Source organism: Rhizobium sp. 11_C7_N12_5 (assembly GCF_051811145.1).
GTDB lineage: Bacteria > Pseudomonadota > Alphaproteobacteria > Rhizobiales > Rhizobiaceae > Rhizobium > Rhizobium lusitanum.
In genome coordinates this window covers 3047117-3067955 of record NZ_JBPWPY010000001.1, presented here as the reverse complement: position 1 = coordinate 3067955, position 20839 = coordinate 3047117, and the positions used below count along the sequence as shown (strand labels likewise).

22 protein-coding genes are annotated in these 20839 nt (G+C 61.4%); 20 read left to right on the top strand and 2 right to left on the bottom strand.

Annotated features, from left to right (window positions below; translation table 11 throughout):
• Positions 1-2: 2 nt before the first annotated feature.
• Positions 3-932 carry a hydroxymethylbilane synthase gene (gene hemC / locus AB8B29_RS15100; RefSeq protein ID WP_037196827.1) on the bottom strand — a complete coding sequence of 310 codons (930 nt, stop codon included), beginning with the start codon at positions 930-932 and terminating at the stop codon, positions 3-5.
• 84 nt (positions 933-1016) lie between these two features.
• On the opposite strand from hemC, the gene tsaD reads away from it, so the two are divergent.
• The 5 genes from tsaD to AB8B29_RS15075 are packed head-to-tail and all read left to right on the top strand — an operon-like array spanning position 1017 to position 4527.
• Entirely contained in the window at positions 1017-2114 is a 1098-nt protein-coding gene (gene tsaD / locus AB8B29_RS15095; RefSeq protein WP_113118710.1) for a tRNA (adenosine(37)-N6)-threonylcarbamoyltransferase complex transferase subunit TsaD, read from the top strand.
• Positions 2111-3100, top strand: coding sequence for an NAD(P)H-dependent glycerol-3-phosphate dehydrogenase (locus tag AB8B29_RS15090; protein ID WP_113118709.1), 990 nt, complete (start codon positions 2111-2113; stop codon positions 3098-3100). Before tsaD ends, AB8B29_RS15090 begins: the two co-directional genes overlap by 4 nt.
• 29 nt (positions 3101-3129) lie before the next feature.
• Positions 3130-3423, top strand: coding sequence for a YciI-like protein (locus AB8B29_RS15085; RefSeq protein WP_037196823.1), 294 nt, complete (start codon positions 3130-3132; stop codon positions 3421-3423).
• A 3-nt stretch (positions 3424-3426) separates the two neighbouring features.
• The gene (locus AB8B29_RS15080; RefSeq protein ID WP_113118708.1) at positions 3427-3858 is read left to right on the top strand and encodes an EVE domain-containing protein; all 432 of its coding nucleotides are present in this window, start codon (positions 3427-3429) and stop codon (positions 3856-3858) included.
• Between the two features lie 18 nt (positions 3859-3876).
• Positions 3877-4527 (top strand): class I SAM-dependent methyltransferase, encoded by a 651-nt coding sequence (locus tag AB8B29_RS15075; protein ID WP_047637810.1) that lies wholly within the window; start codon positions 3877-3879, stop codon positions 4525-4527.
• Between the two features lie 6 nt (positions 4528-4533).
• Here AB8B29_RS15075 and AB8B29_RS15070 read toward each other — a convergent pair whose 3' ends face one another.
• On the bottom strand, positions 4534-4935 hold the full coding sequence (locus AB8B29_RS15070; protein ID WP_047637812.1) for a hypothetical protein: 402 nt from the start codon (positions 4933-4935) through the stop codon (positions 4534-4536).
• A 303-nt stretch (positions 4936-5238) separates the two neighbouring features.
• On the opposite strand from AB8B29_RS15070, the gene sdhC reads away from it, so the two are divergent.
• The 15 genes from sdhC to AB8B29_RS14995 all read left to right on the top strand — a co-directional run bounded on the left by sdhC (position 5239) and on the right by AB8B29_RS14995 (position 20830).
• Positions 5239-5637: a succinate dehydrogenase, cytochrome b556 subunit gene (gene sdhC, locus AB8B29_RS15065; RefSeq protein ID WP_037196819.1), complete on the top strand. Its 399-nt coding sequence runs from the start codon at positions 5239-5241 to the stop codon at positions 5635-5637.
• A gap of 65 nt (positions 5638-5702) precedes the next feature.
• Positions 5703-6083, top strand: a complete 381-nt coding sequence (gene sdhD / locus AB8B29_RS15060) for a succinate dehydrogenase, hydrophobic membrane anchor protein (RefSeq protein WP_037196818.1) — start codon at positions 5703-5705, stop codon at positions 6081-6083.
• A 7-nt stretch (positions 6084-6090) separates the two neighbouring features.
• Positions 6091-7932: a succinate dehydrogenase flavoprotein subunit gene (gene sdhA / locus AB8B29_RS15055; RefSeq protein ID WP_037196817.1), complete on the top strand. Its 1842-nt coding sequence runs from the start codon at positions 6091-6093 to the stop codon at positions 7930-7932.
• A 17-nt stretch (positions 7933-7949) separates the two neighbouring features.
• Positions 7950-8729, top strand: a complete 780-nt coding sequence (locus tag AB8B29_RS15050; protein ID WP_047553621.1) for a succinate dehydrogenase iron-sulfur subunit — start codon at positions 7950-7952, stop codon at positions 8727-8729.
• A 48-nt stretch (positions 8730-8777) separates the two neighbouring features.
• Entirely contained in the window at positions 8778-9584 is an 807-nt protein-coding gene (locus AB8B29_RS15045) for a nucleotidyltransferase domain-containing protein (protein ID WP_047637813.1), read from the top strand.
• 145 nt (positions 9585-9729) lie between these two features.
• Positions 9730-10251: a protease inhibitor Inh/omp19 family protein gene (locus tag AB8B29_RS15040; RefSeq protein WP_047554363.1), complete on the top strand. Its 522-nt coding sequence runs from the start codon at positions 9730-9732 to the stop codon at positions 10249-10251.
• A gap of 60 nt (positions 10252-10311) precedes the next feature.
• On the top strand, positions 10312-11475 hold the full coding sequence (gene zapE / locus AB8B29_RS15035) for a cell division protein ZapE (protein ID WP_037196812.1): 1164 nt from the start codon (positions 10312-10314) through the stop codon (positions 11473-11475).
• Positions 11476-11655: 180 nt separating this feature from the next.
• The gene (gene mdh / locus AB8B29_RS15030) at positions 11656-12618 is read left to right on the top strand and encodes a malate dehydrogenase (RefSeq protein ID WP_037196811.1); all 963 of its coding nucleotides are present in this window, start codon (positions 11656-11658) and stop codon (positions 12616-12618) included.
• 27 nt (positions 12619-12645) lie between these two features.
• Entirely contained in the window at positions 12646-13839 is a 1194-nt protein-coding gene (gene sucC / locus AB8B29_RS15025) for an ADP-forming succinate--CoA ligase subunit beta (RefSeq protein ID WP_037196810.1), read from the top strand.
• Positions 13840-13844: 5 nt separating this feature from the next.
• Positions 13845-14336: a DUF1579 family protein gene (locus AB8B29_RS15020; protein WP_037196809.1), complete on the top strand. Its 492-nt coding sequence runs from the start codon at positions 13845-13847 to the stop codon at positions 14334-14336.
• A 12-nt stretch (positions 14337-14348) separates the two neighbouring features.
• Positions 14349-15251 (top strand): succinate--CoA ligase subunit alpha, encoded by a 903-nt coding sequence (sucD, locus tag AB8B29_RS15015; RefSeq protein ID WP_037196807.1) that lies wholly within the window; start codon positions 14349-14351, stop codon positions 15249-15251.
• 176 nt (positions 15252-15427) lie between these two features.
• Entirely contained in the window at positions 15428-18412 is a 2985-nt protein-coding gene (locus AB8B29_RS15010) for a 2-oxoglutarate dehydrogenase E1 component (RefSeq protein ID WP_037196805.1), read from the top strand.
• A 72-nt stretch (positions 18413-18484) separates the two neighbouring features.
• Positions 18485-18805 carry a YciI family protein gene (locus AB8B29_RS15005; protein WP_037196803.1) on the top strand — a complete coding sequence of 107 codons (321 nt, stop codon included), beginning with the start codon at positions 18485-18487 and terminating at the stop codon, positions 18803-18805.
• Between the two features lie 31 nt (positions 18806-18836).
• Positions 18837-20066: a 2-oxoglutarate dehydrogenase complex dihydrolipoyllysine-residue succinyltransferase gene (gene odhB / locus AB8B29_RS15000; RefSeq protein WP_037196801.1), complete on the top strand. Its 1230-nt coding sequence runs from the start codon at positions 18837-18839 to the stop codon at positions 20064-20066.
• 14 nt (positions 20067-20080) lie between these two features.
• The gene (locus AB8B29_RS14995) at positions 20081-20830 is read left to right on the top strand and encodes a DUF4241 domain-containing protein (RefSeq protein ID WP_037196799.1); all 750 of its coding nucleotides are present in this window, start codon (positions 20081-20083) and stop codon (positions 20828-20830) included.
• Positions 20831-20839 lie beyond the last annotated feature (9 nt).

Below are 20839 nucleotides of genomic sequence, written 5' to 3'. Positions count from 1 at the left end.
TGTCAGATCCAGTCTTCGAAGAAGGTGCTGCCTGCCTCTGCGCGTATAGCCTGGCCGGCATTGGTGCCGAGCGCCTCGGCGTCGCGGCGGTTGCCCTCGATGGTGGTCGTATGCACCTGCTGTCCATCAGGCGTCAGGATCATGCCGAAGAACCGCAGGTGATCCCCCTCGCAAATTGCATAGCCGGCAATCGGCGTGCGGCAGGAGCCGTCAAGCGCGGCGAGAAATGCGCGCTCGCAGGAGACGGTATCGAAGGTAGGGCCGTCATTGATGGCGGCGAGCAGGTCGTTCATCCTGGCGTCGCCAATGCGGCTTTCGATGGCGATCGCGCCCTGTGCCGGTGCCGGCGGAAATTCGTCGGGATCGAGGATATCGGTGATGACTTCGACCTTGCCGAGCCGCTTCAGGCCGGCAACGGCGAGCAGCGTTGCGTCTGCCTGCCCCTCTTCCAGCTTGCGCAGCCGGGTCTGGACCGAGCCGCGAAAGGTGATGACGTTGATATCGGGGCGCAGCCGACGGATCAGCGCCTGGCGGCGCAGCGACGCGGAACCGACGGTCGCGCCGCGCGGCAGCTCGATCAATCTCGGTGCCGTGCGGCCGATGACGGAATCGCGGATGTCCTCGCGCGGCAGGTAGGCTGATAGCGCCAGGCCTTCCGGAAGTTTCGTCGCCATATCCTTGGCCGAGTGCACGGCGAAGTCGAGCTCGCCCGAGGCCAGCTTCTCTTCAAGCTCTTCCGTGAACAGGCCCTTGCCGCCGATCGCCGCCAGCGAGCGGTCGGTGATGCGGTCGCCCTTGGTTGTGAGCACGGCGATTTCGAACATCTCCTCCGGAAGGCCGTGCGCCGCCATCAGGCGGTCGCGTGCCTCATGTGCCTGGGCGAGCGCCAGCGGGCTGCCGCGCGTGCCGATCCGGAAAGGTTTTGTTTGCATCCGCTTTGATCCGTTGTTACCGACAGTTCCCGTAACCATATTTCCGCTTCATCGCAATCGACCAAAAGGCAACGAACAGCTTCCATGGCGTCCATTCTTCGTATTCTCGGCATCGAAACAAGCTGCGACGAAACCGCTGCAGCCATTGTCGAACGCCTAGAAGACGGCACGTCCACGATTTGCTCCGATGTCGTCCTCAGCCAGTTGGTGGAGCATAGCGCTTATGGCGGCGTCGTGCCGGAAATTGCTGCGCGTGCGCATGTCGAGGCGCTGGATACGCTGATCGACGAGGCATTGAAACGCGCCAATGTGTCGCTCTTGGACGTCGATGCCATCGCCGCAACATCGGGCCCAGGCCTTATCGGCGGGCTGCTTGTCGGCCTGATGACCGGCAAGGCGATCTCGCGCGCCACAGGCAAGCCACTCTATGCCATCAACCATCTGGAAGGCCATGCTCTGACGGCGAGGCTGACCGATGGGCTTGCCTTTCCCTATCTGATGCTGCTCGTTTCCGGCGGCCATACGCAGCTTATCCTCGTGCGCGGCGTCGGCGAATACGAGCGCTGGGGCACGACCATCGACGATGCGCTGGGCGAAGCCTTCGACAAGACGGCCAAGCTCCTGGGTCTTCCCTATCCCGGCGGCCCGGCCGTGGAGGCGGCGGCCAAAAGCGGTAATGCGGATCGCTTTGATTTCCCGCGGCCGCTCGTCGGCGAAACGCGCCTCGATTTTTCTTTTTCCGGCCTGAAGACCGCGGTACGACAGGCGGCAACGGCCATCGCGCCGGTCACGGAGCAGGACATTGCCGATATCTGCGCCTCTTTCCAGAAGGCGGTCTCGCGCACGTTGAAGGATCGCATCGGCCGCGGCCTGCAACGCTTCAAGGCGGAATTCCCGAAGACGACGGAAACGCCGGCGCTCGTGGTCGCCGGCGGCGTTGCCGCCAATCTCGAGCTGCGCCGCACCCTGCAGGAGCTTTGCGACACCAACGGCTTTCGCTTCATCGCGCCGCCATTGAGACTGTGTACGGATAATGCCGTCATGATCGCCTGGGCCGGACTGGAGCGCATGGCAAAGGGCGCAGCACCTGACGATCTCGATGTGCAGCCGCGTTCGCGCTGGCCGCTGGATCAGAAGGCGGAAACTCTCCTGGGTCATGGCAAACGCGGAGCGAAGGCATGAGCGGCAACGAACGGATCGCAGTCATCGGCGCAGGCGCCTTCGGCACGGCGCTCGCGGCCGTCATCGCACTGACCGGCCGCAGCGATGTGACGCTCGTCGGGCGCAAGGCGGCGCTGATGGCGGATCTCGCAGCCGACCGGATGCATGATGCCGTCTTGCCCGGGATCCTGCTTCCGGATTCGCTGCGGTTTTCGGCCGAACCTGATTCCATCTCCGATGCCGGCATCGTGCTCTTCGCCATGCCGTCGCAAGCGCAAGCCGATGCGGCCAGGCTCTATGGGCCTTACCTTGCCAAGGACGCCGTCGTCGTCACCTGCGCCAAGGGCATCGACAAGGTCTCGGGTGATCTTTTGACCGACATGCTCGAGCGGGAACTGCCGCAACATGCCATCGCCGTCCTCTCCGGACCGGGCTTTGCCACCGATATCGCCAAGGGCCTGCCGACGGCCATGGCGATCGCGGCGGCCGACATGGCCGTGGCTGAAAGGCTTGCGCAGGCGATCTCCGGCCCGAGTTTCCGTCTCTATGCATCGGACGATCGCATCGGCGTGCAGCTCGGGGGCGCCTTGAAGAATGTGCTGGCCATTGCCTGCGGGATCGTCGAAGGCCGTGGCATCGGCGATTCCGCGCGTGCGGCCCTGATCAGCCGCGGCCTGGCCGAAATGTCACGCTTCGTCGCGGCCAAGGGCGGCAAGGCGGAGACGGTGCGCGGGCTCTCCGGTCTCGGCGACCTCGTGCTGACTGCCACCAGCCATCAATCCCGCAATCTCAGATTCGGCATCGCGCTCGGTCGCGGAGAAGCGGGCGATCCGACGCACGGCACGCTGGTTGAAGGTGCTTATGCCGCCTCTATCGCCGCGCGGTTGGCTGGCGAAATCGGCGTCGACATGCCGATTACCGAAGCAGTTTCGGCCATCATCGACGGCAAGCTCGACATAGCGACCGCCATCGGCCAATTGATGACGCGGCCTATCACCACGGAATAGTTTTCTCGATATCTGAAGGAGCCCAAGCAATGCTGTTCGCCTTTGTCTGCAAGGATAAACCCGGTCATCTGAATGTCCGCATGGAGACGCGCCCGGCGCATGTGGAGCATTTGAACAAGCTGAATGCCGAAGGAACGCTGAAGATAGCGGGGCCTTTCCTCGATGCCGACGGCAAGCCGAATGGCAGCCTCGTCGTCGTCAGCGCCGAGACCATCGAGGCGGCCAAGGCGATCGCGGATGCCGATCCCTATACGAAGGCCGGCCTGTTCGAGAGCGTCGAGATCAAGCCGTTCAATTGGGTCTTCAACAATCCGGAGGCATGAGGCATGGCGCATTGGCTCTATAAATCCGAGCCGTCTTCCTGGTCGTGGCAGCAGCAGAAGGCGGCTGGCGAAAAGGGGACCGAATGGACCGGCGTGCGCAACTATCTCGCCCGCAACAACATGCGGGCGATGCAGATCGGCGACAAGGGTTTCTTCTACCATTCCAATGATGGGCTGGAGATCGTCGGTATCGTCGAGGTTTGCGCGCTGGCGCATCCGGATTCGACCGCCAAGGACGACCCGCGCTGGGAATGCGTCGATATCCGCGCCGTCCGCGACATGCCGAAGTTAGTCTCCTTGAAGGATATCAAGGCCAATCCGAAGCTGTCGCAGATGGCGCTCGTCACCTCCATGCGGCTTTCGGTCCAGCCGGTAACCGACGAAGAATGGCTCGAAGTTTGCCGCATGGGCGAACTTGACAATCCTCCCGTCTGATCCCGGTTCGAGGAATCGTTGAAAACCGATCCGGAAAGCTTCATCCGCGCCAATACCAGCCTCATGGCGCCGCCGCATGTGCCGGAGGTCCGGCTGCATCTGGCAAGCGAAGCACATGAACTCTGGCTGAAGACAGAAGAGGAGTTGGAAGAGATCGGCCTGCCGCCGCCCTTCTGGGCCTTTGCCTGGGCGGGCGGGCAAGGATTGGCACGCTACATTCTCGACCATCCTGAAATGGTTGCCGGCCGGACGGTGCTGGATTTCGCCAGCGGCTCCGGGCTCGTGGCGATTGCGGCGAAGCGCGCCGGCGCCCGCCATGTGCTGGCGGTCGATATTGATCCATGGGCCGGTACCGCGTTACGACTGAATGCGGACGAAAACGGTGTCGATCTCGACTTCGCCGGCGACGACATCATCGGCCACGCTGTGGAGGCGGACGTCATACTTGCTGGTGACGTCTTTTACGACCACGATTTTGCCGGGAGCCTGGTTCCCTGGCTGCGGCAATTGGCAGGCGAGGGGAAGCTGGTTTTGGTCGGTGATCCCGGCAGGGCCTATCTTCCCAAGGATCGCCTGGAAGAGCAGGCGACCTATCAGGTGCCGGTAACGCGGGCGCTGGAGGACAGCGAGATCAAGAAGACCACTGTCTGGCGGTTTCTTGCCGGCTGAAGACCGTCAGGGCCTGATCACGCAGACGCCGGCTTCGTACGAGCAGGGATTGTCGGCATAGCGTACGTTGATGACCTTGGCGCGCGGCCTTGGCTGCATCGCGGCAGGGCGGGCATAAGGATTGTAGCCGCCATAGCCGACGACATAGGTGCCACCATTCGCCTGATAGACATCGGCCGTACCGGCATAGGTGCCGGTGTCTGCGGCTTCGCGTGGTTCCATGAGAATGATTCTGGTCGGCTGCTGCTGCCCGGAACCCTGCGGCGCCGATGTCTGGTTCAGGCGCACGAGGCCCGAATGGTCGCGGTGATGCCAGTGACGGTAATCGCCTGCCAGCACCGCGCTTGACGAAAATGCGGCTGTTGCCGCCAAAACGAGCGCTGATGCCCTGAAAAGATGCAAGCTCATGATTCGCCCCCGTTTGGGTCGGTTAATGAAATCTTAACGGCAGATTGCCCCAAGACCGGCGCGAAGTCCACGTCAGGGTTGAGGAAATGGTAAATGAGGTCGAATGGGGAGCGCGTCCTTGCATACTCGCTAAAGTGCAAAGCGATCCCAATCGATTAAATTCGGTGCAGGCATCAATTGTGCTTGTCGATAGGCGTCCGGGTGATTAATGGTCGCAATGATGCAACGCACACAGCATGTCTTTGCGCGCGCGTTGTCCCGGATATCCGGGTTTTAAGCGTATCGTAACGCCGCGAGGTTCTGATGGCGAACGTCACACAAAACCGGCCCCTGTCGCCGCATCTGCAAATCTACAAACCCATTCCCACCATGGTCATGTCGATCGTTCACCGCATCACCGGCGGCGCGCTCTACTTCGGCACGGTGCTGGTCGCCTGGTGGCTGATCGCCGCGGCGACCGGCCAGGGCTATTTCGATCTGGTCAACTGGATCCTGGGCACGATCATCGGCCGGATCATCCTGTTCGGCTATACGTGGGCGCTGCTGCATCACATGATCGGCGGCCTGCGCCATTTCGTCTGGGATCTCGGTTACGGTTTCGATCCTGCCGTCTCGACCAGGATGGCCAAGGTCACGCTTATCGCGTCGATCTGTCTCACCGTGCTGGTCTGGATCATCGGCATCGTCATCAGGCTGGGTTGATTGGTGTGATCGTTTCCGAAAACCGCTCGATGATTTTCGGGATCATGCTTTAGAGGATATTTCTCATGGATATGCGCACCCCTTTGGGTAAAGTCCGCGGTCTCGGTTCCGCCAAGGAAGGCACCGATCATTTCTGGCGTCAGCGCCTGACCGCCGTCGCCAACGTTCCGCTCTTCATTTTCTTCGTCATTTTCCTGCTGATCTATGCCGGCGCGCCTTACGCGGAAGTCGTGCATGCGCTGTCGAACCCGCTCGTCGCCGTCATCATGGGGCTCATGGTGATCTCCGGCGTCATTCACATGAAGCTCGGCATGCAGGTCATCATCGAGGATTATGTCCACGGCGAATTCGGCAAGATCGTCCTTCTCATGCTCAACACATTCTTCGCGATTTTCGTGGCGGGGCTCTGTCTTTTCGCCATTCTGAAGATCGCGTTCGTAGGATAATTGTATCATGGCACCGACCTCACCCGCTCAGAATGGCAAAGCCTACAAATATGTCGATCACTCCTATGACGTGATCGTCGTCGGCGCCGGCGGTGCCGGCCTGCGCGCTACGCTCGGCATGGCCGAGCAGGGCTTCCGCACCGCCTGCATCACCAAGGTCTTCCCGACCCGCTCGCATACGGTCGCAGCCCAGGGCGGCATCGCCGCCTCGCTGCAGAACATGACGCCGGACAGCTGGCAGTGGCACCTCTACGATACCGTCAAGGGTTCCGACTGGCTCGGCGACGTCGACGCCATGCAATATATGGTCATGGAAGCGCCGAAGGCCGTGTACGAGCTCGAGCATTACGGCGTGCCCTTCTCGCGCAATGAGGAAGGCAAGATCTATCAGCGCCCGTTCGGCGGCCACATGCAGAATTTCGGCGATGGACCGCCGGTGCAGCGCACCTGCGCTGCCGCCGACCGCACCGGCCACGCCATCCTGCATACGCTCTACGGCCAGTCGCTGCGCAACAATGCCGAATTCTTCATCGAATATTTCGCGCTCGATCTCATCATGTCGGATGACGGCAGCCGCTGCACCGGCGTCGTCGCCTGGTGTCTCGACGACGGCACGATCCATCGCTTCGCCGCCAAGATGGTGGTGCTGGCGACCGGCGGCTACGGCCGCGCCTATTTCTCGGCGACCTCGGCCCATACCTGCACCGGCGATGGCGGCGGCATGGTGGCCCGCGCCGGTCTGCCGCTGCAGGACATGGAATTCGTGCAGTTCCACCCGACCGGCATCTATGGTTCGGGATGTCTGATCACCGAAGGCGCGCGCGGTGAAGGCGGCTATCTCGTCAATTCCGAGGGCGAGCGCTTCATGGAACGCTATGCTCCTTCGGCAAAGGACCTTGCCTCGCGCGACGTGGTTTCACGCTGCATGACGCTGGAAATCCGCGAGGGTCGCGGCGTCGGCAAGAACAAGGACCATATCTTCCTGCATCTCGACCATCTCGATCCGGCCGTGCTGCACGAACGCCTGCCTGGCATTTCCGAGAGCGCGCGCATTTTCGCTGGCGTCGATGTGACCCGCGAGCCGATCCCGGTGCTGCCGACCGTCCACTACAACATGGGCGGCATTCCCACCAATTATTGGGGCGAAGTGCTGAATGCCGACAGCAACAATCCCGAGCGCATTCTGCCGGGCTTGATGGCCGTCGGCGAGGCCGGCTGCGCCTCGGTGCACGGCGCCAACCGTCTCGGCTCCAACTCGCTGATCGACCTTGTGGTCTTCGGCCGTGCCGCAGCCATCCGCGCCGGTCAGGTCATCGACCGCGTCGGCCCGGTTCCGCCTGTTAACGTTGCCGCCTGCGACAAGATCATGGAACGCTTCGACAGTCTGCGCCACGCCAGCGGCAGCACGCCGACGGCGGCGCTGCGCGAGAGAATGCAGCGCGCCATGCAGGAAGACGCCGCGGTGTTCCGCACGCAGGAATCGCTGGAATCCGGCTGCCGCCGCATTTCGGAGATCTGGAAGGAACTGTCCGACATCAAGGTCACGGACCGTTCGCTGATCTGGAATTCCGATCTCGTCGAGACGCTGGAACTGCACAATCTGATGTCCAATGCCATCACGACGATCTACGGCGCCGAGGCACGCAAGGAAAGCCGCGGCTCGCATGCTCGCGAGGACTACACCGAGGGCAAGTTCGGCGGCCGTGACGACGAGAACTGGCGCAAGCATACGCTTGCCTGGGTCAACGAGGCCGGCGATGTGAAGCTCGACTATCGTCCCGTCCATACTGACCTGATCGCCGAAGGCATCGATCCGCATAAGATCGAGCCTAAGGCACGCGTGTACTGATCTGAGAGGAACTGACCATGGTTGAACTCGCTCTCCCCAAGAACTCTCAGATGCGCGAAGGCAAGGTCTGGCCGAAGCCGGTCGGCGCCACGAATACGCGCGAATTCCGCGTTTATCGCTGGAGCCCGGACGACGGCCAGAATCCGAGCATCGATACCTATTACATCGATATCGACGATTGCGGCCCGATGGTGCTCGACGGTCTGCTCTACATCAAGAACAAGATCGACCCGACGCTGACGCTGCGCCGCTCCTGTCGCGAGGGCATCTGCGGCTCCTGCGCGATGAATATCGACGGCACCAACACGCTCGCCTGCACCAAGGGTCTGGACGAGATCAAGGGTACGGTGAAGATCTATCCGCTGCCGCATCTGCCCGTCGTGAAGGACCTCGTGCCGGATCTGACGAATTTCTACGCGCAGCATCGTTCGATCGAACCCTGGCTGAAGACGGTATCGCCCCCGCCGGCCAAGGAATGGAAGCAGAGCCACGAAGACCGCCTGAAACTCGACGGCCTTTACGAATGCATCCTGTGCGCCTGCTGCTCGACCTCCTGTCCGAGCTATTGGTGGAATGGCGACCGCTATCTGGGTCCTGCCGTCCTGCTGCAGGCCTATCGCTGGCTGATCGACTCCAGAGACGAGGCCAAGGGCGAACGTCTCGACAATCTCGAAGATCCGTTCCGCCTCTATCGCTGCCACACGATCATGAACTGCGCCCAGACTTGCCCGAAGGGTCTGAACCCGGCCAAGGCAATCGCCGAAATCAAGAAGATGATGGTCGAACGGCGGGTTTGACCGTCGACCATCATTCGCCAATTCGGCGGCGATGAGGATTATGTTCGCATGACGATAGAAGGCTTTGCGCCAGAGGCCGTGGCCGAAATTCGGTTGCGGCTTGCTTCGGTCAAGGCCGAGGGCATTCGCATCGGTCTTGCCATCGAAAGCGGCAGCCGCGCCTGGGGCTTTCCCTCGCCCGATAGCGATTATGATTGCCGCTTCGTCTATATCAGGCAGGAGCGGGATCATCTGACTTTGTTCCCGCATCGGGACGTCATCGAGTTTCCCATCGTTGACGATATCGATACCGGTGGGTGGGATCTGCGCAAGGCGCTGCTTTTGGCACTGAAGGGCAATGCCGTTCTTGTCGAATGGCTGAAATCACCGATCGTCTATGAGGAAGAGCCCGGCTTTCGAGATCGCCTCGGCGCGCTGCTGGATGCGATCATGGTGCCGGAGAAGGTCGCTCAGCACTATGTCGGCTTAATGAAACGGCATCAGCCAGACGATGGAGCCGAGCCTGTTCGCTTGAAGAAGCTGCTCTATTCCATTCGTCCGGCGATAGCGCTCGAATGGATGTGTCAGACGGATTTTGCCAAATTGCCGCCAATGAACATGCTCGAATGTCTCGCAGACATCGACATAGCCAAGGATATTCGGGCAACAATTCTGCAATTGGTGGCGGTCAAGAAAGAGACGCGCGAAATGGGAGAGGGCGTCCCGCCACTGCCCCTCACGCAATTTCTGACGGCCTCGCTCGCACGCTATTCTGACTTCTCAGGCCGGTTTCGCGAAGATCGAGCGCGCGACAAAAGCATGCAGGAATTTGCCGATCGCTTCTATCTGGAAGAGGTTCGCCGGGTTAGGCCTTGAAACCACCCGATTCTTGTCCAGCTATGGCCGACGGCAATTTGTGGCGGTATCGACTTGATTAACCAAAGTGAAATACGATAATTCCCACGTCATTGAGCATTACTTTGCAAATGTCAGCGGTGGACAATTAATTAGGAGTGTGATGATGCAGTTCAGATATGCAGTGACGGCTGCTGCGATAGGTCTGTCGCTTGCCGGTTGCCAGCGCACAGCATACAACGATAATTATTCGGCCCCGCCATTGCAGGCACAGCCTGTCCCCTCCGTTCAGTCAAGTCAGCTTCCCCCTGTGAACGGCGCCAATGGTTCGCAGTTTCCGGCAGCGCCGACGAACGCGCCGAGCGGTGGCAACCCGCAGCAACAGCAGGCGATGGCTGCTTCCGCCATGGACGTCACCAAGGAATCGATGGTCGGCAGCTGGAAGGTCAGCAACGGCGGATCGAGCTGCGACATGTTCCTGACGCTCACCAACCTCGGCAGCGGCTCGCGTGGCGGCACGCGTGGCTGCTCGGGCGAGCTCACCGCAATGGGATCCTGGGAAGTCTCCGGCAAGCAGGTTCTCTTGAAGAACCGCGATGGCAGCACGATCGGAACGCTCTACAAGACGGCCGACGCGCGCTTTGATGGCTCGACCGCTTCCGGTCAGCCTCTCAGCCTCAGCCGATAAGCTTCTCCGATAGGGCCGCGCCTCGGGCGTGTTCCCTTTTGCACAGGCGGGTATTTCCCCATGCAGCCCATGCCCGACTATTCCCACAGCGTCTGCGAGCAGCTGAAGGCGCTGACGGTCTCCGGATCGCTTCAGGTGGATTCGGCGCAGATGAATGTGGCGAAACTGCTGGATCGGGTGCTTGCCGATCTGAAGCGGAAGCGGCCCGCCAGCAAGTCGAGCGCGCTCGGCTGGATGTTTGCCACGCGCAAGAAGTCGGTCGAGACCGTCAAGGGGCTCTATATCCACGGCAGCGTCGGGCGCGGCAAGACGATGTTGATGGATATGTTCTTCGCCATGGCGCCCTGCCAGAAGAAGCGCCGCGCGCATTTTTTCGAGTTCATGACCGATGTGCACAATCGCATCGCGGCGCAGCGGCTGAAGTTCAAGAACGGCGAGACCAAGCAGGCAGACCCCATACCGCCGGTTGCCGCAGATCTCTACGCCGAGGCCGAACTGCTCTGCTTCGATGAATTCACCGTCACCGACATCGCCGATGCGATGATCCTGTCGCGGCTGTTTTCCGAGCTGTTCTCGCTCGGATGCGTGCTGATCGCCACATCGAACGTCGAACCGGACAATCTCTATCGCGATGGGCTCAATCGTGGCCTGTTTCTGCCCTTCATCGATCTCTTGAAGCGCCATGTCGATGTCGTGACACTGGATTCGCCGACCGACTACCGCATGGAGAAGCTGAACAGCCAGCCTGTTTATCTGACCCCGATCGATGACCGCACCGATATGGCGATGGATGCATCCTGGATGCAGGCGCTGCATGGACGCAAGGCGCAGCCCACGGAGATCCCCAGGAAGGGGCGCTCCATCCATGTGCCGCTGGCAGTCGATCGCATGGCGCGCTTCTCCTTCGCCGATCTTTGCGAGGCGCCGCTCGGCCCCGCAGATTTCCTCGCCATAGCGGAGCGCTTCGACACGATCTTCCTCGATCGCGTGCCGAAGCTCGGGCCGGAAAAGCGCAATCAGACGAAACGTTTTATCATTCTGATCGATACGCTCTACGATCATGCCATCCGGCTTTATGTTTCCGCGGCTGCGATGCCGGAGGATCTTCTGGTGGAAAGGCGCGGGACCGAAGGCTTCGAATTCGACCGCACGACATCCCGGCTTTTCGAGATGCGCAGCGCAGACTATCTGGCGCAGACTCGGGCAAAACGCGCGGCCGAGTAACAATTCGGTGACAGAGTGACTTACGTTTACGTAAGAATTTTACGATCTAACCGATTGAAATTGCTGCTCTCAAAATAATCAATTGCCAATTTGCACCTTTGGGTCTATGCGATTGGCGGCTATTGTGGATGCCTCGCTCGGCGTCCCGCCACGGATTTTGATCGCAAAGGATACACCGAAATGGCGCGCAACAAGATCGCACTTATTGGTTCTGGCATGATTGGTGGCACGCTGGCGCATCTCGCCGGCTTGAAGGAACTGGGCGACATCGTCCTGTTCGACATCGCGGACGGCATTCCCCAGGGCAAGGGTCTCGACATCGCCCAGTCTTCGCCGGTCGAAGGCTTCGACGCCAACCTGACCGGCGCCAGCGACTACTCCGCGATCGAAGGTGCTGACGTCTGCATCGTCACCGCCGGTGTCGCCCGTAAGCCGGGCATGAGCCGCGACGATCTTCTCGGCATCAACCTCAAGGTCATGGAGCAGGTCGGCGCCGGCATCAAGAAGTATGCCCCGAATGCCTTCGTGATCTGCATCACCAATCCGCTCGACGCCATGGTCTGGGCGCTGCAGAAGTTTTCCGGCCTGCCGGCCAACAAGGTCGTCGGCATGGCCGGCGTGCTCGACAGCTCGCGCTTCCGCCTTTTCCTCGCCAAGGAATTCAACGTATCGGTCGAAGACGTCACCGCTTTCGTTCTCGGCGGCCATGGCGATTCGATGGTTCCGCTTGCCCGCTACTCCACCGTTGCCGGCATTCCGCTGACGGACCTCGTCACCATGGGCTGGCTCACCGCTGAGCGCCTGGAAGAAATCATCCAGCGCACCCGTGACGGCGGCGCCGAGATCGTCGGTCTGCTGAAGACCGGCTCGGCCTATTACGCTCCGGCCGCCTCCGCCATCGCAATGGCCGAATCCTACCTCAAGGACAAGAAGCGCGTCCTGCCCAGCGCTGCCCATCTCAATGGTCAGTATGGCGTCAAGGACATGTATGTCGGCGTTCCCACCGTCATCGGCGCCGGCGGCGTCGAGCGTATCATCGAGATCGACCTGAACAAGGCCGAGAAGGAAGCCTTCGACAAGTCGGTCGCGTCCGTCGCCGGCCTTTGCGAAGCCTGCATCGCCATCGCGCCGTCGCTGAAGTAATTTCCGCGCTATAACAGGGATAAGTCCATGAACATTCATGAATATCAGGCCAAGGCTCTGCTGAAGAGCTATGGCGCACCCGTCGCGGACGGCGTTGCAATCTTCTCCGCCGACGAAGCCGCCGCTGCCGCCAAGCAGCTTCCAGGCCCGCTTTACGTCGTCAAGAGCCAGATCCATGCCGGCGGCCGCGGCAAGGGCAAGTTCAAGGAACTCGGCCCGGACGCCAAGGGCGGCGTTCGCCTTGCCAAGTCTGTCGAGGACGTCGTTGCCAATTCCAAGGAAATGCTCGGCCACACGCTGGTAACCAAGCAGACCGGCCCGGCCGGCAAGCAGGTCAACCGTCTCTACATCGAAGACGGCGCCGATATCGATCGCGAACTCTATCTCTCGATCCTGGTTGACCGCTCGGTCGGTCAGGTCGCTTTCGTCGTATCGACGGAAGGCGGCATGGACATCGAGACCGTCGCGCACGATACGCCGGAAAAGATCATCACCGTTGCCATCGATCCGTCGACGGGCGTCACTGCTGACAATTCGGCTGCCATTTCCGACGCGCTGAAGCTCGAAGGGGCTGCCCGCGAGGACGGTGCCAAGCTGTTCCCGATCCTCTACAAGGCCTTCGTCGAAAAGGACATGGCGCTGCTGGAAGTCAACCCGCTGATCGTCATGACCAACGGCCGCCTGCGCGTCCTCGACGCCAAGGTCTCCTTCGATGGCAACGCGCTCTTCCGTCATGAAGACATCCGCGCGCTGCGCGACACGTCTGAAGAAGACGAGAAGGAAATCCAGGCCCACGAATACGACCTCGCCTATGTCGCTCTCGATGGCAACATCGGCTGCATGGTCAACGGCGCCGGTCTCGCAATGGCGACCATGGACATCATCAAGCTTTACGGCGCAGAGCCGGCGAACTTCCTCGATGTCGGCGGCGGCGCCAGCAAGGAAAAGGTTACGGCCGCCTTCAAGATCATCACTGCCGATCCGGCCGTCCAGGGCATTCTGGTCAACATCTTCGGCGGCATCATGAAGTGCGACGTCATTGCCGAAGGCGTGCTCGCAGCCGTCAAGGAAGTCGGTCTGAAGGTTCCGCTCGTCGTGCGCCTCGAAGGCACCAATGTCGAGCTCGGCAAGAAGATCATCAACGAATCCGGTCTCAACGTCATCTCCGCCGATGACCTGGACGATGCCGCCCAGAAGATCGTCAAGGCAGTCAAGGGCTGATCGGGATGGCTGCCTCCTTCGCTCCAACGGCTGCTCATCTTCGCCTCGGTGCCTTTGCCGGCACGTGGGAAGGGGAAGAGCGTGTCGCGGCTTCGGCCTGGACGAAGGAAGGCACGGCAACCGCGCGGCTCACGGCCGAGTGTCTGTTCGGCGGGTTCTTCGTCGAGCAGCGCTACGTGCAGACGCGGGACGGCGATACCTCTTTCGAATCCCGGAACATTCTCGGCTTCGACGGTGCGGATCAGGCTTACAAGCTATATCAGTTCGACAGCGTGGGCTTCGCGCCCGCCTCGCCGGCCTCCGGCGAGTGGGCCGAGGATAGGCTTGTCCTGACGAAAGTCTCGCCGCGCGGTGCGCAGCGCACTCTATTCCAGTTCGAAAATGAAGACTGCTACCGAATGGGCGTCACTTTCTCGCCCGCCGGCAGCGATACATGGCAGGAGGTCGTCAGCGGTGTCTATCGTCGCGTTGCCTCCGCGTCTTCCAACCTCTCGTAGCAAAGGCCTCGCATGTCTATTCTCATCAACAAAGACACCAAGGTTCTGGTTCAGGGCCTGACCGGCAAGACCGGCACCTTCCACACCGAGCAGGCGCTTGCCTATCACGGCACGAAAATGGTCGGCGGTATCCACCCCTCCAAGGGTGGCGAAACCTGGACCGGCAAGGACGGCGAAAAGCTGCCGATCTTCAAGTCGGTCGCCGAAGGCAAGGAAGCGACCGGCGCCAACGCTTCGGTCATCTACGTGCCACCGGCGGGTGCCGCAGCCGCGATCCTCGAAGCGATCGAAGCCGAGGTGCCGCTCATCGTCTGCATCACGGAAGGCATTCCGGTCGCCGACATGGTCAAGGTCAAGGCTCGCCTTCTCAAGTCGAAGTCGCGCCTGATCGGACCGAATTGCCCCGGCGTGCTCACCCCGAACGAATGCAAGATCGGCATCATGCCGGGATCCATCTTCAAGAAGGGCTCGGTCGGCGTTCTCTCGCGTTCGGGTACGCTGACCTATGAAGCCGTGTTCCAGACCACCAATGAAGGTCTCGGCCAGACGACGGCCGTCGGCATCGGCGGCGATCCGGTCAAGGGCACGGAATTCATCGACATCCTGGAAATGTTCCTCGCCGACGACGAAACCAAGTCGATCATCATGATCGGCGAAATCGGCGGTTCGGCGGAAGAAGACGCGGCACAGTTCCTCAAGGACGAAGCCAAGAAGGGCCGCAAGAAGCCGATGGTCGGCTTCATCGCCGGCCGCACGGCACCTCCCGGCCGCACCATGGGCCATGCTGGCGCCGTGATCTCCGGCGGCAAGGGCGGCGCGGAAGACAAGATCGCAGCGATGGAAGCGGCGGGCATCCGCGTGTCGCCGTCGCCGGCGCGTCTCGGCAAGACGCTGGTGGAAGTCCTGAAGGGCTGATCTTACCTATAGCAAGACCCGGACGGGGAGCGGCAGCCGCATATCCCGTCCGGCCTTCCAATTTTTAGAAGCAAATGTGCGGCCCAATGGGCCGTGGACGAAATACGGTCGCCGGATGTCCATAAGCCGGCAATGCAAACAAGTCGGGAGGCGGACGAGGCTGTCCGCATATCACCATGGCAAGGCAAGAAGCCAACGAGCAATTTCAGATCACCTCGTTCCTGGATGGCGCGAATGCTGCCTATATCGAGCAGCTTTATGCGCGCTACGAGGACGACGCATCGTCGGTTTCCGACGAGTGGCGGTCATTCTTCAAGGCGCTGGAAGACAGTCCTGACGACGTGAAGAGGGCGGCCAAGGGCGCCTCGTGGCAGCGCAAGAACTGGCCGATCCCGGCAAAGGGCGACCTGGTTTCCGCGCTCGACGGCGATTGGGGCATTGTCGAGAAGGTTATCGAGACCAAGATCAAGGCCAAGGCGGAAACCGCCGGCGCGCCGGCCGATACCGCCGACGTCCTGCAGGCGACGCGCGATTCCGTCCGCGCCATCATGATGATCCGCGCCTACCGCATGCGCGGTCACCTGCACGCCAAGCTCGATCCGCTCGGCATCGCCGCTGCGGTCGAGGACTACAAGGAGTTGTCGCCGGAAGCCTACGGCTTTACCGAGGCCGACCTCGATCGCAAGATCTTCATCGATAACGTGCTTGGCCTCGAATATGCGACCATTCGCGAGATGATCGAGATCCTCGAGCGCACCTACTGCTCGACGCTCGGCGTCGAATTCATGCACATCTCCAATCCGGAAGAGAAGGCCTGGATCCAGGAGCGCATCGAGGGCGTCGATAAGGGTATTGCTTTCAATCCCGAGCGCAAGAAGGCGATCCTGCAGAAGGTGATCGAAGCCGAAGGCTACGAGCAGTTTCTCGACGTCAAGTTCAAGGGCACGAAGCGCTTCGGCCTCGACGGCGGCGAATCGCTGATCCCGGCGCTGGAGCAGATCCTGAAGAGCGGCAGTCAGCTCGGCCTCAGGGAGGCTCTGTTCGGCATGGCCCATCGCGGCCGCCTGAACGTGCTTTCTCAGGTCATGGGCAAACCGCACCGGGCGATTTTCCACGAGTTCAAGGGCGGCTCCTACGCGCCGGATGAAGTCGAAGGCTCCGGTGACGTCAAGTACCATCTGGGCGCGTCCTCCGACCGCGATTTCGATGGCGCCAAGGTGCACGTTTCGCTGACGGCCAATCCGTCGCATCTGGAAATCGTCAATCCGGTCGTCATGGGCAAGGCCCGCGCCAAGCAGGATATGGGCGCCACCCAATGGGATGGCGACATCATTCCGCTGTCCGAGCGTGCCAAGGTCGTGCCGCTGCTGATCCACGGTGACGCGGCTTTCGCCGGCCAGGGCGTGGTTGCCGAAATTCTCGGCCTGTCCGGCCTGCGCGGTCATCGCGTTGCCGGCACGATGCACGTCATCATCAACAACCAGATCGGTTTCACCACCAATCCGGCCTTCTCGCGCTCGTCGCCCTATCCGTCCGACGTCGCAAAGATGATCGAAGCGCCGATCTTCCATGTCAACGGCGACGATCCGGAAGCCGTTGTCTATGCGGCCAAGATCGCCACCGAATTCCGCATGAAGTTCCACAAGCCTGTCGTCCTCGACCTGTTCTGCTACCGCCGCTACGGCCACAATGAAGGCGATGAGCCGTCCTTCACGCAGCCGAAGATGTACAAGGTCATCCGCGCCCACAAGACGGTTCTGCAGCTCTATTCCGAGCGGCTGGTCGCCGAAGGTGTGCTGACCGAGGGCGAAGTCGAAAAGATGAAGGCTGATTGGCGCGCCCATCTCGAGCAGGAGTTCGAGGCCGGCCAGCACTACAAGCCGAACAAGGCCGACTGGCTGGACGGTGAATGGTCGGGCCTGCATGCGGCTGACAATGCCGACGAGCAGCGCCGCGGCAAGACCGCCGTGCCGATGAAGACGCTGAAGGAGATCGGCCGCAAGCTGTCGGAAATTCCGGCCGGCTTCCACGCGCACCGCACCATTCAACGCTTCATGGAAAACCGCGCCAACATGGTGCAAACAGGCGAAGGCATCGATTGGGCAATGGCGGAAGCGCTCGCTTTCGGCTCGCTTGTTGTCGAGGGCCACAAGATTCGTCTGTCCGGCCAGGATTGCGAACGCGGCACATTTTCGCAGCGTCATTCGGTTCTCTACGATCAGGAAACCGAAGAGCGCTACATCCCGCTCGCCAATCTGTCGCCGACCCAGGCCCGCTATGAAGTCATCAACTCGATGCTTTCGGAAGAGGCTGTTCTCGGTTTCGAATACGGCTATTCACTGGCCCGCCCGAACGCATTGACGCTCTGGGAAGCCCAGTTCGGCGACTTCGCCAACGGCGCGCAGGTCGTTTTCGACCAGTTCATCTCGTCGGGCGAACGCAAATGGCTGCGCATGTCCGGCCTCGTCTGCCTGCTGCCGCATGGCTATGAGGGTCAGGGTCCGGAACATTCGTCGGCCCGCCTCGAGCGCTATCTGCAGCTATGCGCTGAAGACAACATGCAGGTCGCCAACGTCACAACGCCGGCAAACTACTTCCATATCCTGCGCCGTCAGTTGAAGCGTGACTTCCGCAAGCCGCTGATCCTGATGACGCCGAAGTCGTTGCTGCGCCATAAGCGCGCCGTGTCGAGCCTGGCGGAAATGGCGGGGGAAACCTCCTTCCACCGTCTGCTCTGGGACGATGCGGAAGTGATCAAGGACGGCCCGATCAAACTGCAGAAGGACAACAAGATCCGTCGCGTCGTCATCTGCTCAGGCAAGGTCTATTACGATCTTCTGGAAGAGCGTGAGAAGCGCGGCATCGACGATATCTACCTGCTGCGCATCGAACAGCTCTACCCGTTCCCGGCCAAGGCGCTCATCAATGAGCTCAGCCGCTTCCGCAATGCGGAGATGGTCTGGTGCCAGGAAGAGCCGAAGAACATGGGCGCGTGGTCCTTCATCGATCCCTATCTGGAATGGGTGCTCGCCCATATCGATGCCAAGTACCAGCGCGTTCGCTACACCGGCCGTCCGGCCGCCGCCTCTCCGGCGACGGGCCTGATGTCCAAGCATCTGACGCAGCTTGCGGCGTTCCTTGAGGATGCGCTTGGCGGTTGAAGCATGATCCAGAAAAGTGCGAAGCGGTTTTCTGACAAGGTCATCGAGCAAAGAGGATAGGGAGGTGGGACGATGGCTTATTTTCATATGAAACTCGTGCCGCCGCGTCCCAGCTTTCCACATGACGCCACTGGGGAGGAGATGGCGGCCATGCAGCAACATGCCGCCTATTGGCACGGGCATGCGCAAACCGGGGTGGCCATTGTCGTCGGCCCGGTCTTCGCTGCCGCCGGTGCCTTTGGCATGGCGATCATCGAGACAGAAGATGCCGACACCGCGAAGGCGCTCTGCGATGCTGATCCCGTCCTTCTTGCAGGACTCGGCTTCCGCACCGAAATCTCGCCGATGCCATCGATCATTCTCCGGCCATCTGCTGCCGGATCATCTACTTAACGTATAACGACGAAAAATCAGGATCTGAACAATGGCCACTGAAATCCGCGTTCCTACCCTCGGCGAGTCCGTCAGCGAGGCGACCGTCGGCACCTGGTTCAAGAAGGTCGGCGATGCCATCAAGGCCGATGAGCCGATTCTCGAGCTTGAAACCGATAAGGTGACGATCGAAGTTCCAGCACCTGCGGCTGGCACGCTGTCCGAAATCGTTGCCCAGGCCGGGGAGACCGTAGGCCTCGGCGCGCTGCTCGGCCAGATCAGTGCCGGCAACGGTGCCGCCGCCGCTCCGGCCCAGGCTGCCGCTCCGGCTGCTCCTGCCGCTGCCGCGCCGGTTGCTGCAGCAACCGTTTCCGCTTCGGCTTCCGCCATGCCGCCGGCTCCGGCCGCCGCCAAGCTGCTCGCCGAGAACAATATCTCCGCCGATCAGGTCGATGGCAGCGGCAAGCGCGGTCAGGTCCTGAAGGGCGATGCCATCGCCGCCATCGCCAAGGCTTCCTCGGCGCCTGCCGCCGCGCCGGCTGCTCCGGTCGCCGCGCGCGCGCCGACCGCCGTCGAGGACGTCAGCCGCGAAGAGCGCGTCAAGATGACCCGCCTGCGCCAGACGATCGCCCGCCGCCTCAAGGATGCGCAGAACACCGCCGCCATGCTCACCACCTACAATGAGGTGGACATGAAGGCGGTCATGGACCTGCGCAACAAGTACAAGGACATCTTCGAGAAGAAGCATGGCGTGAAGCTCGGCTTCATGGGCTTCTTCACCAAGGCCGTCACGCACGCCCTGAAAGAACTGCCGGCCGTCAACGCCGAGATCGACGGCACCGACATCATCTACAAGAACTACTGCCACGTCGGCATGGCTGTCGGTACCGACAAGGGCCTCGTCGTTCCTGTCATTCGCGATGCCGACCAGATGTCGATCGCCGAGGTCGAGAAGGAGCTTGGCCGTCTGGCAAAAGCTGCCCGTGACGGCACGCTGTCGATGGCTGACATGCAGGGCGGCACCTTCACCATCACCAACGGCGGCGTCTATGGTTCGCTGATGTCCTCGCCGATCCTGAACGCGCCGCAGTCGGGCATTCTCGGCATGCACAAGATCCAGGAGCGTCCGGTCGCCATCGGCGGTCAGGTTGTCATCCGTCCGATGATGTATCTGGCGCTCTCCTACGATCACCGCATGGTCGACGGCAAGGAAGCCGTGACCTTCCTCGTGCGCGTCAAGGAAAGCCTGGAAGATCCGGAACGCCTGGTTCTCGATCTCTAAGGGAGCGTTGGATCATGTCGACATGGCCCATGCGGACGCTGCGCGGATTGTTGTGCGCCGTCGCCGCATGGGTGCCATCATCCGCCGGCGCGGATGAGTTCGACGTTTCCAAGCTTAGCAGCAACCTCGATCTGGCGTCGCTCAGCGACGCCGGTCTTGCTGCACGATCGATCACCGTCCTTCGCATCGGCAATGTCGAACTGACGTCCGGCCGCATCGTTGCCAGCGATCCGCTGGTCGGACCGGGCCGTCCGGCGCTGGTCAGGACCGTGCCTCCGGGCGATTATCCAGTGACGCTCTATGAAGCCTTCGGCCGCATCGCCGCCGGCAGCATTCGGTTTGCCGAGGGCAAGCCGGTGCGCTGGGAGCTGGCGCTCATTCCGGGCCAGGATATCAATGCGTTGAAGGGTGAGGAGTTCTTCGGCTATCCGGTGGATGCTGGCCTCGGCTGCTATATGGATGCCGATACCTATGCTCTCATTCAGGAGCGGGAAAAGCAGGTCCGGGCCGCGAAGTCGTCCTCGGATATCAACTACTATGATGATGTCCTGGCGCCCGAACTCGAGGCGAACAAGGACAAATATGCCATGCACCGGCCGGTGGCCGGCGAGCGTGGTAATGTCGCCATCTTCTGGAGCGGCTGGGGCGATGGCTTCTATCCGGTCTTCTGGGGCCTCGATGCCGGCGGGCGGCCGCTGGTTCTGTTCACCGACTTCGGCGTGACGGAGAACGCCGATGGCCGGCGCGAACCGGGAGGGGAATGACGATGTTGA

What these genes read in the sequence shown, in the direction of transcription:
- AB8B29_RS15020 (WP_037196809.1), top strand. Translation starts at nt 13,845, where the DNA reads ATGGCTGCCTCCTTCGCTCCAACGGCTGCTCATCTTCGCCTCGGTGCC.
- tsaD (WP_113118710.1), top strand. Translation starts at nt 1,017, where the DNA reads ATGGCGTCCATTCTTCGTATTCTCGGCATCGAAACAAGCTGCGACGAA.
- sucD (WP_037196807.1), top strand. Translation starts at nt 14,349, where the DNA reads ATGTCTATTCTCATCAACAAAGACACCAAGGTTCTGGTTCAGGGCCTG.
- AB8B29_RS15005 (WP_037196803.1), top strand. Translation starts at nt 18,485, where the DNA reads ATGGCTTATTTTCATATGAAACTCGTGCCGCCGCGTCCCAGCTTTCCA.
- sucC (WP_037196810.1), top strand. Translation starts at nt 12,646, where the DNA reads ATGAACATTCATGAATATCAGGCCAAGGCTCTGCTGAAGAGCTATGGC.
- zapE (WP_037196812.1), top strand. Translation starts at nt 10,312, where the DNA reads ATGCAGCCCATGCCCGACTATTCCCACAGCGTCTGCGAGCAGCTGAAG.
- AB8B29_RS15085 (WP_037196823.1), top strand. Translation starts at nt 3,130, where the DNA reads ATGCTGTTCGCCTTTGTCTGCAAGGATAAACCCGGTCATCTGAATGTC.
- sdhC (WP_037196819.1), top strand. Translation starts at nt 5,239, where the DNA reads ATGGCGAACGTCACACAAAACCGGCCCCTGTCGCCGCATCTGCAAATC.
- mdh (WP_037196811.1), top strand. Translation starts at nt 11,656, where the DNA reads ATGGCGCGCAACAAGATCGCACTTATTGGTTCTGGCATGATTGGTGGC.
- AB8B29_RS15080 (WP_113118708.1), top strand. Translation starts at nt 3,427, where the DNA reads ATGGCGCATTGGCTCTATAAATCCGAGCCGTCTTCCTGGTCGTGGCAG.
- AB8B29_RS15090 (WP_113118709.1), top strand. Translation starts at nt 2,111, where the DNA reads ATGAGCGGCAACGAACGGATCGCAGTCATCGGCGCAGGCGCCTTCGGC.
- sdhA (WP_037196817.1), top strand. Translation starts at nt 6,091, where the DNA reads ATGGCACCGACCTCACCCGCTCAGAATGGCAAAGCCTACAAATATGTC.
- AB8B29_RS15045 (WP_047637813.1), top strand. Translation starts at nt 8,778, where the DNA reads ATGACGATAGAAGGCTTTGCGCCAGAGGCCGTGGCCGAAATTCGGTTG.
- hemC (WP_037196827.1), bottom strand. Translation starts at nt 932, where the DNA reads ATGCAAACAAAACCTTTCCGGATCGGCACGCGCGGCAGCCCGCTGGCG.
- sdhD (WP_037196818.1), top strand. Translation starts at nt 5,703, where the DNA reads ATGGATATGCGCACCCCTTTGGGTAAAGTCCGCGGTCTCGGTTCCGCC.
- AB8B29_RS15040 (WP_047554363.1), top strand. Translation starts at nt 9,730, where the DNA reads ATGCAGTTCAGATATGCAGTGACGGCTGCTGCGATAGGTCTGTCGCTT.
- AB8B29_RS14995 (WP_037196799.1), top strand. Translation starts at nt 20,081, where the DNA reads ATGTCGACATGGCCCATGCGGACGCTGCGCGGATTGTTGTGCGCCGTC.
- AB8B29_RS15010 (WP_037196805.1), top strand. Translation starts at nt 15,428, where the DNA reads ATGGCAAGGCAAGAAGCCAACGAGCAATTTCAGATCACCTCGTTCCTG.
- odhB (WP_037196801.1), top strand. Translation starts at nt 18,837, where the DNA reads ATGGCCACTGAAATCCGCGTTCCTACCCTCGGCGAGTCCGTCAGCGAG.
- AB8B29_RS15070 (WP_047637812.1), bottom strand. Translation starts at nt 4,935, where the DNA reads ATGAGCTTGCATCTTTTCAGGGCATCAGCGCTCGTTTTGGCGGCAACA.
- AB8B29_RS15050 (WP_047553621.1), top strand. Translation starts at nt 7,950, where the DNA reads ATGGTTGAACTCGCTCTCCCCAAGAACTCTCAGATGCGCGAAGGCAAG.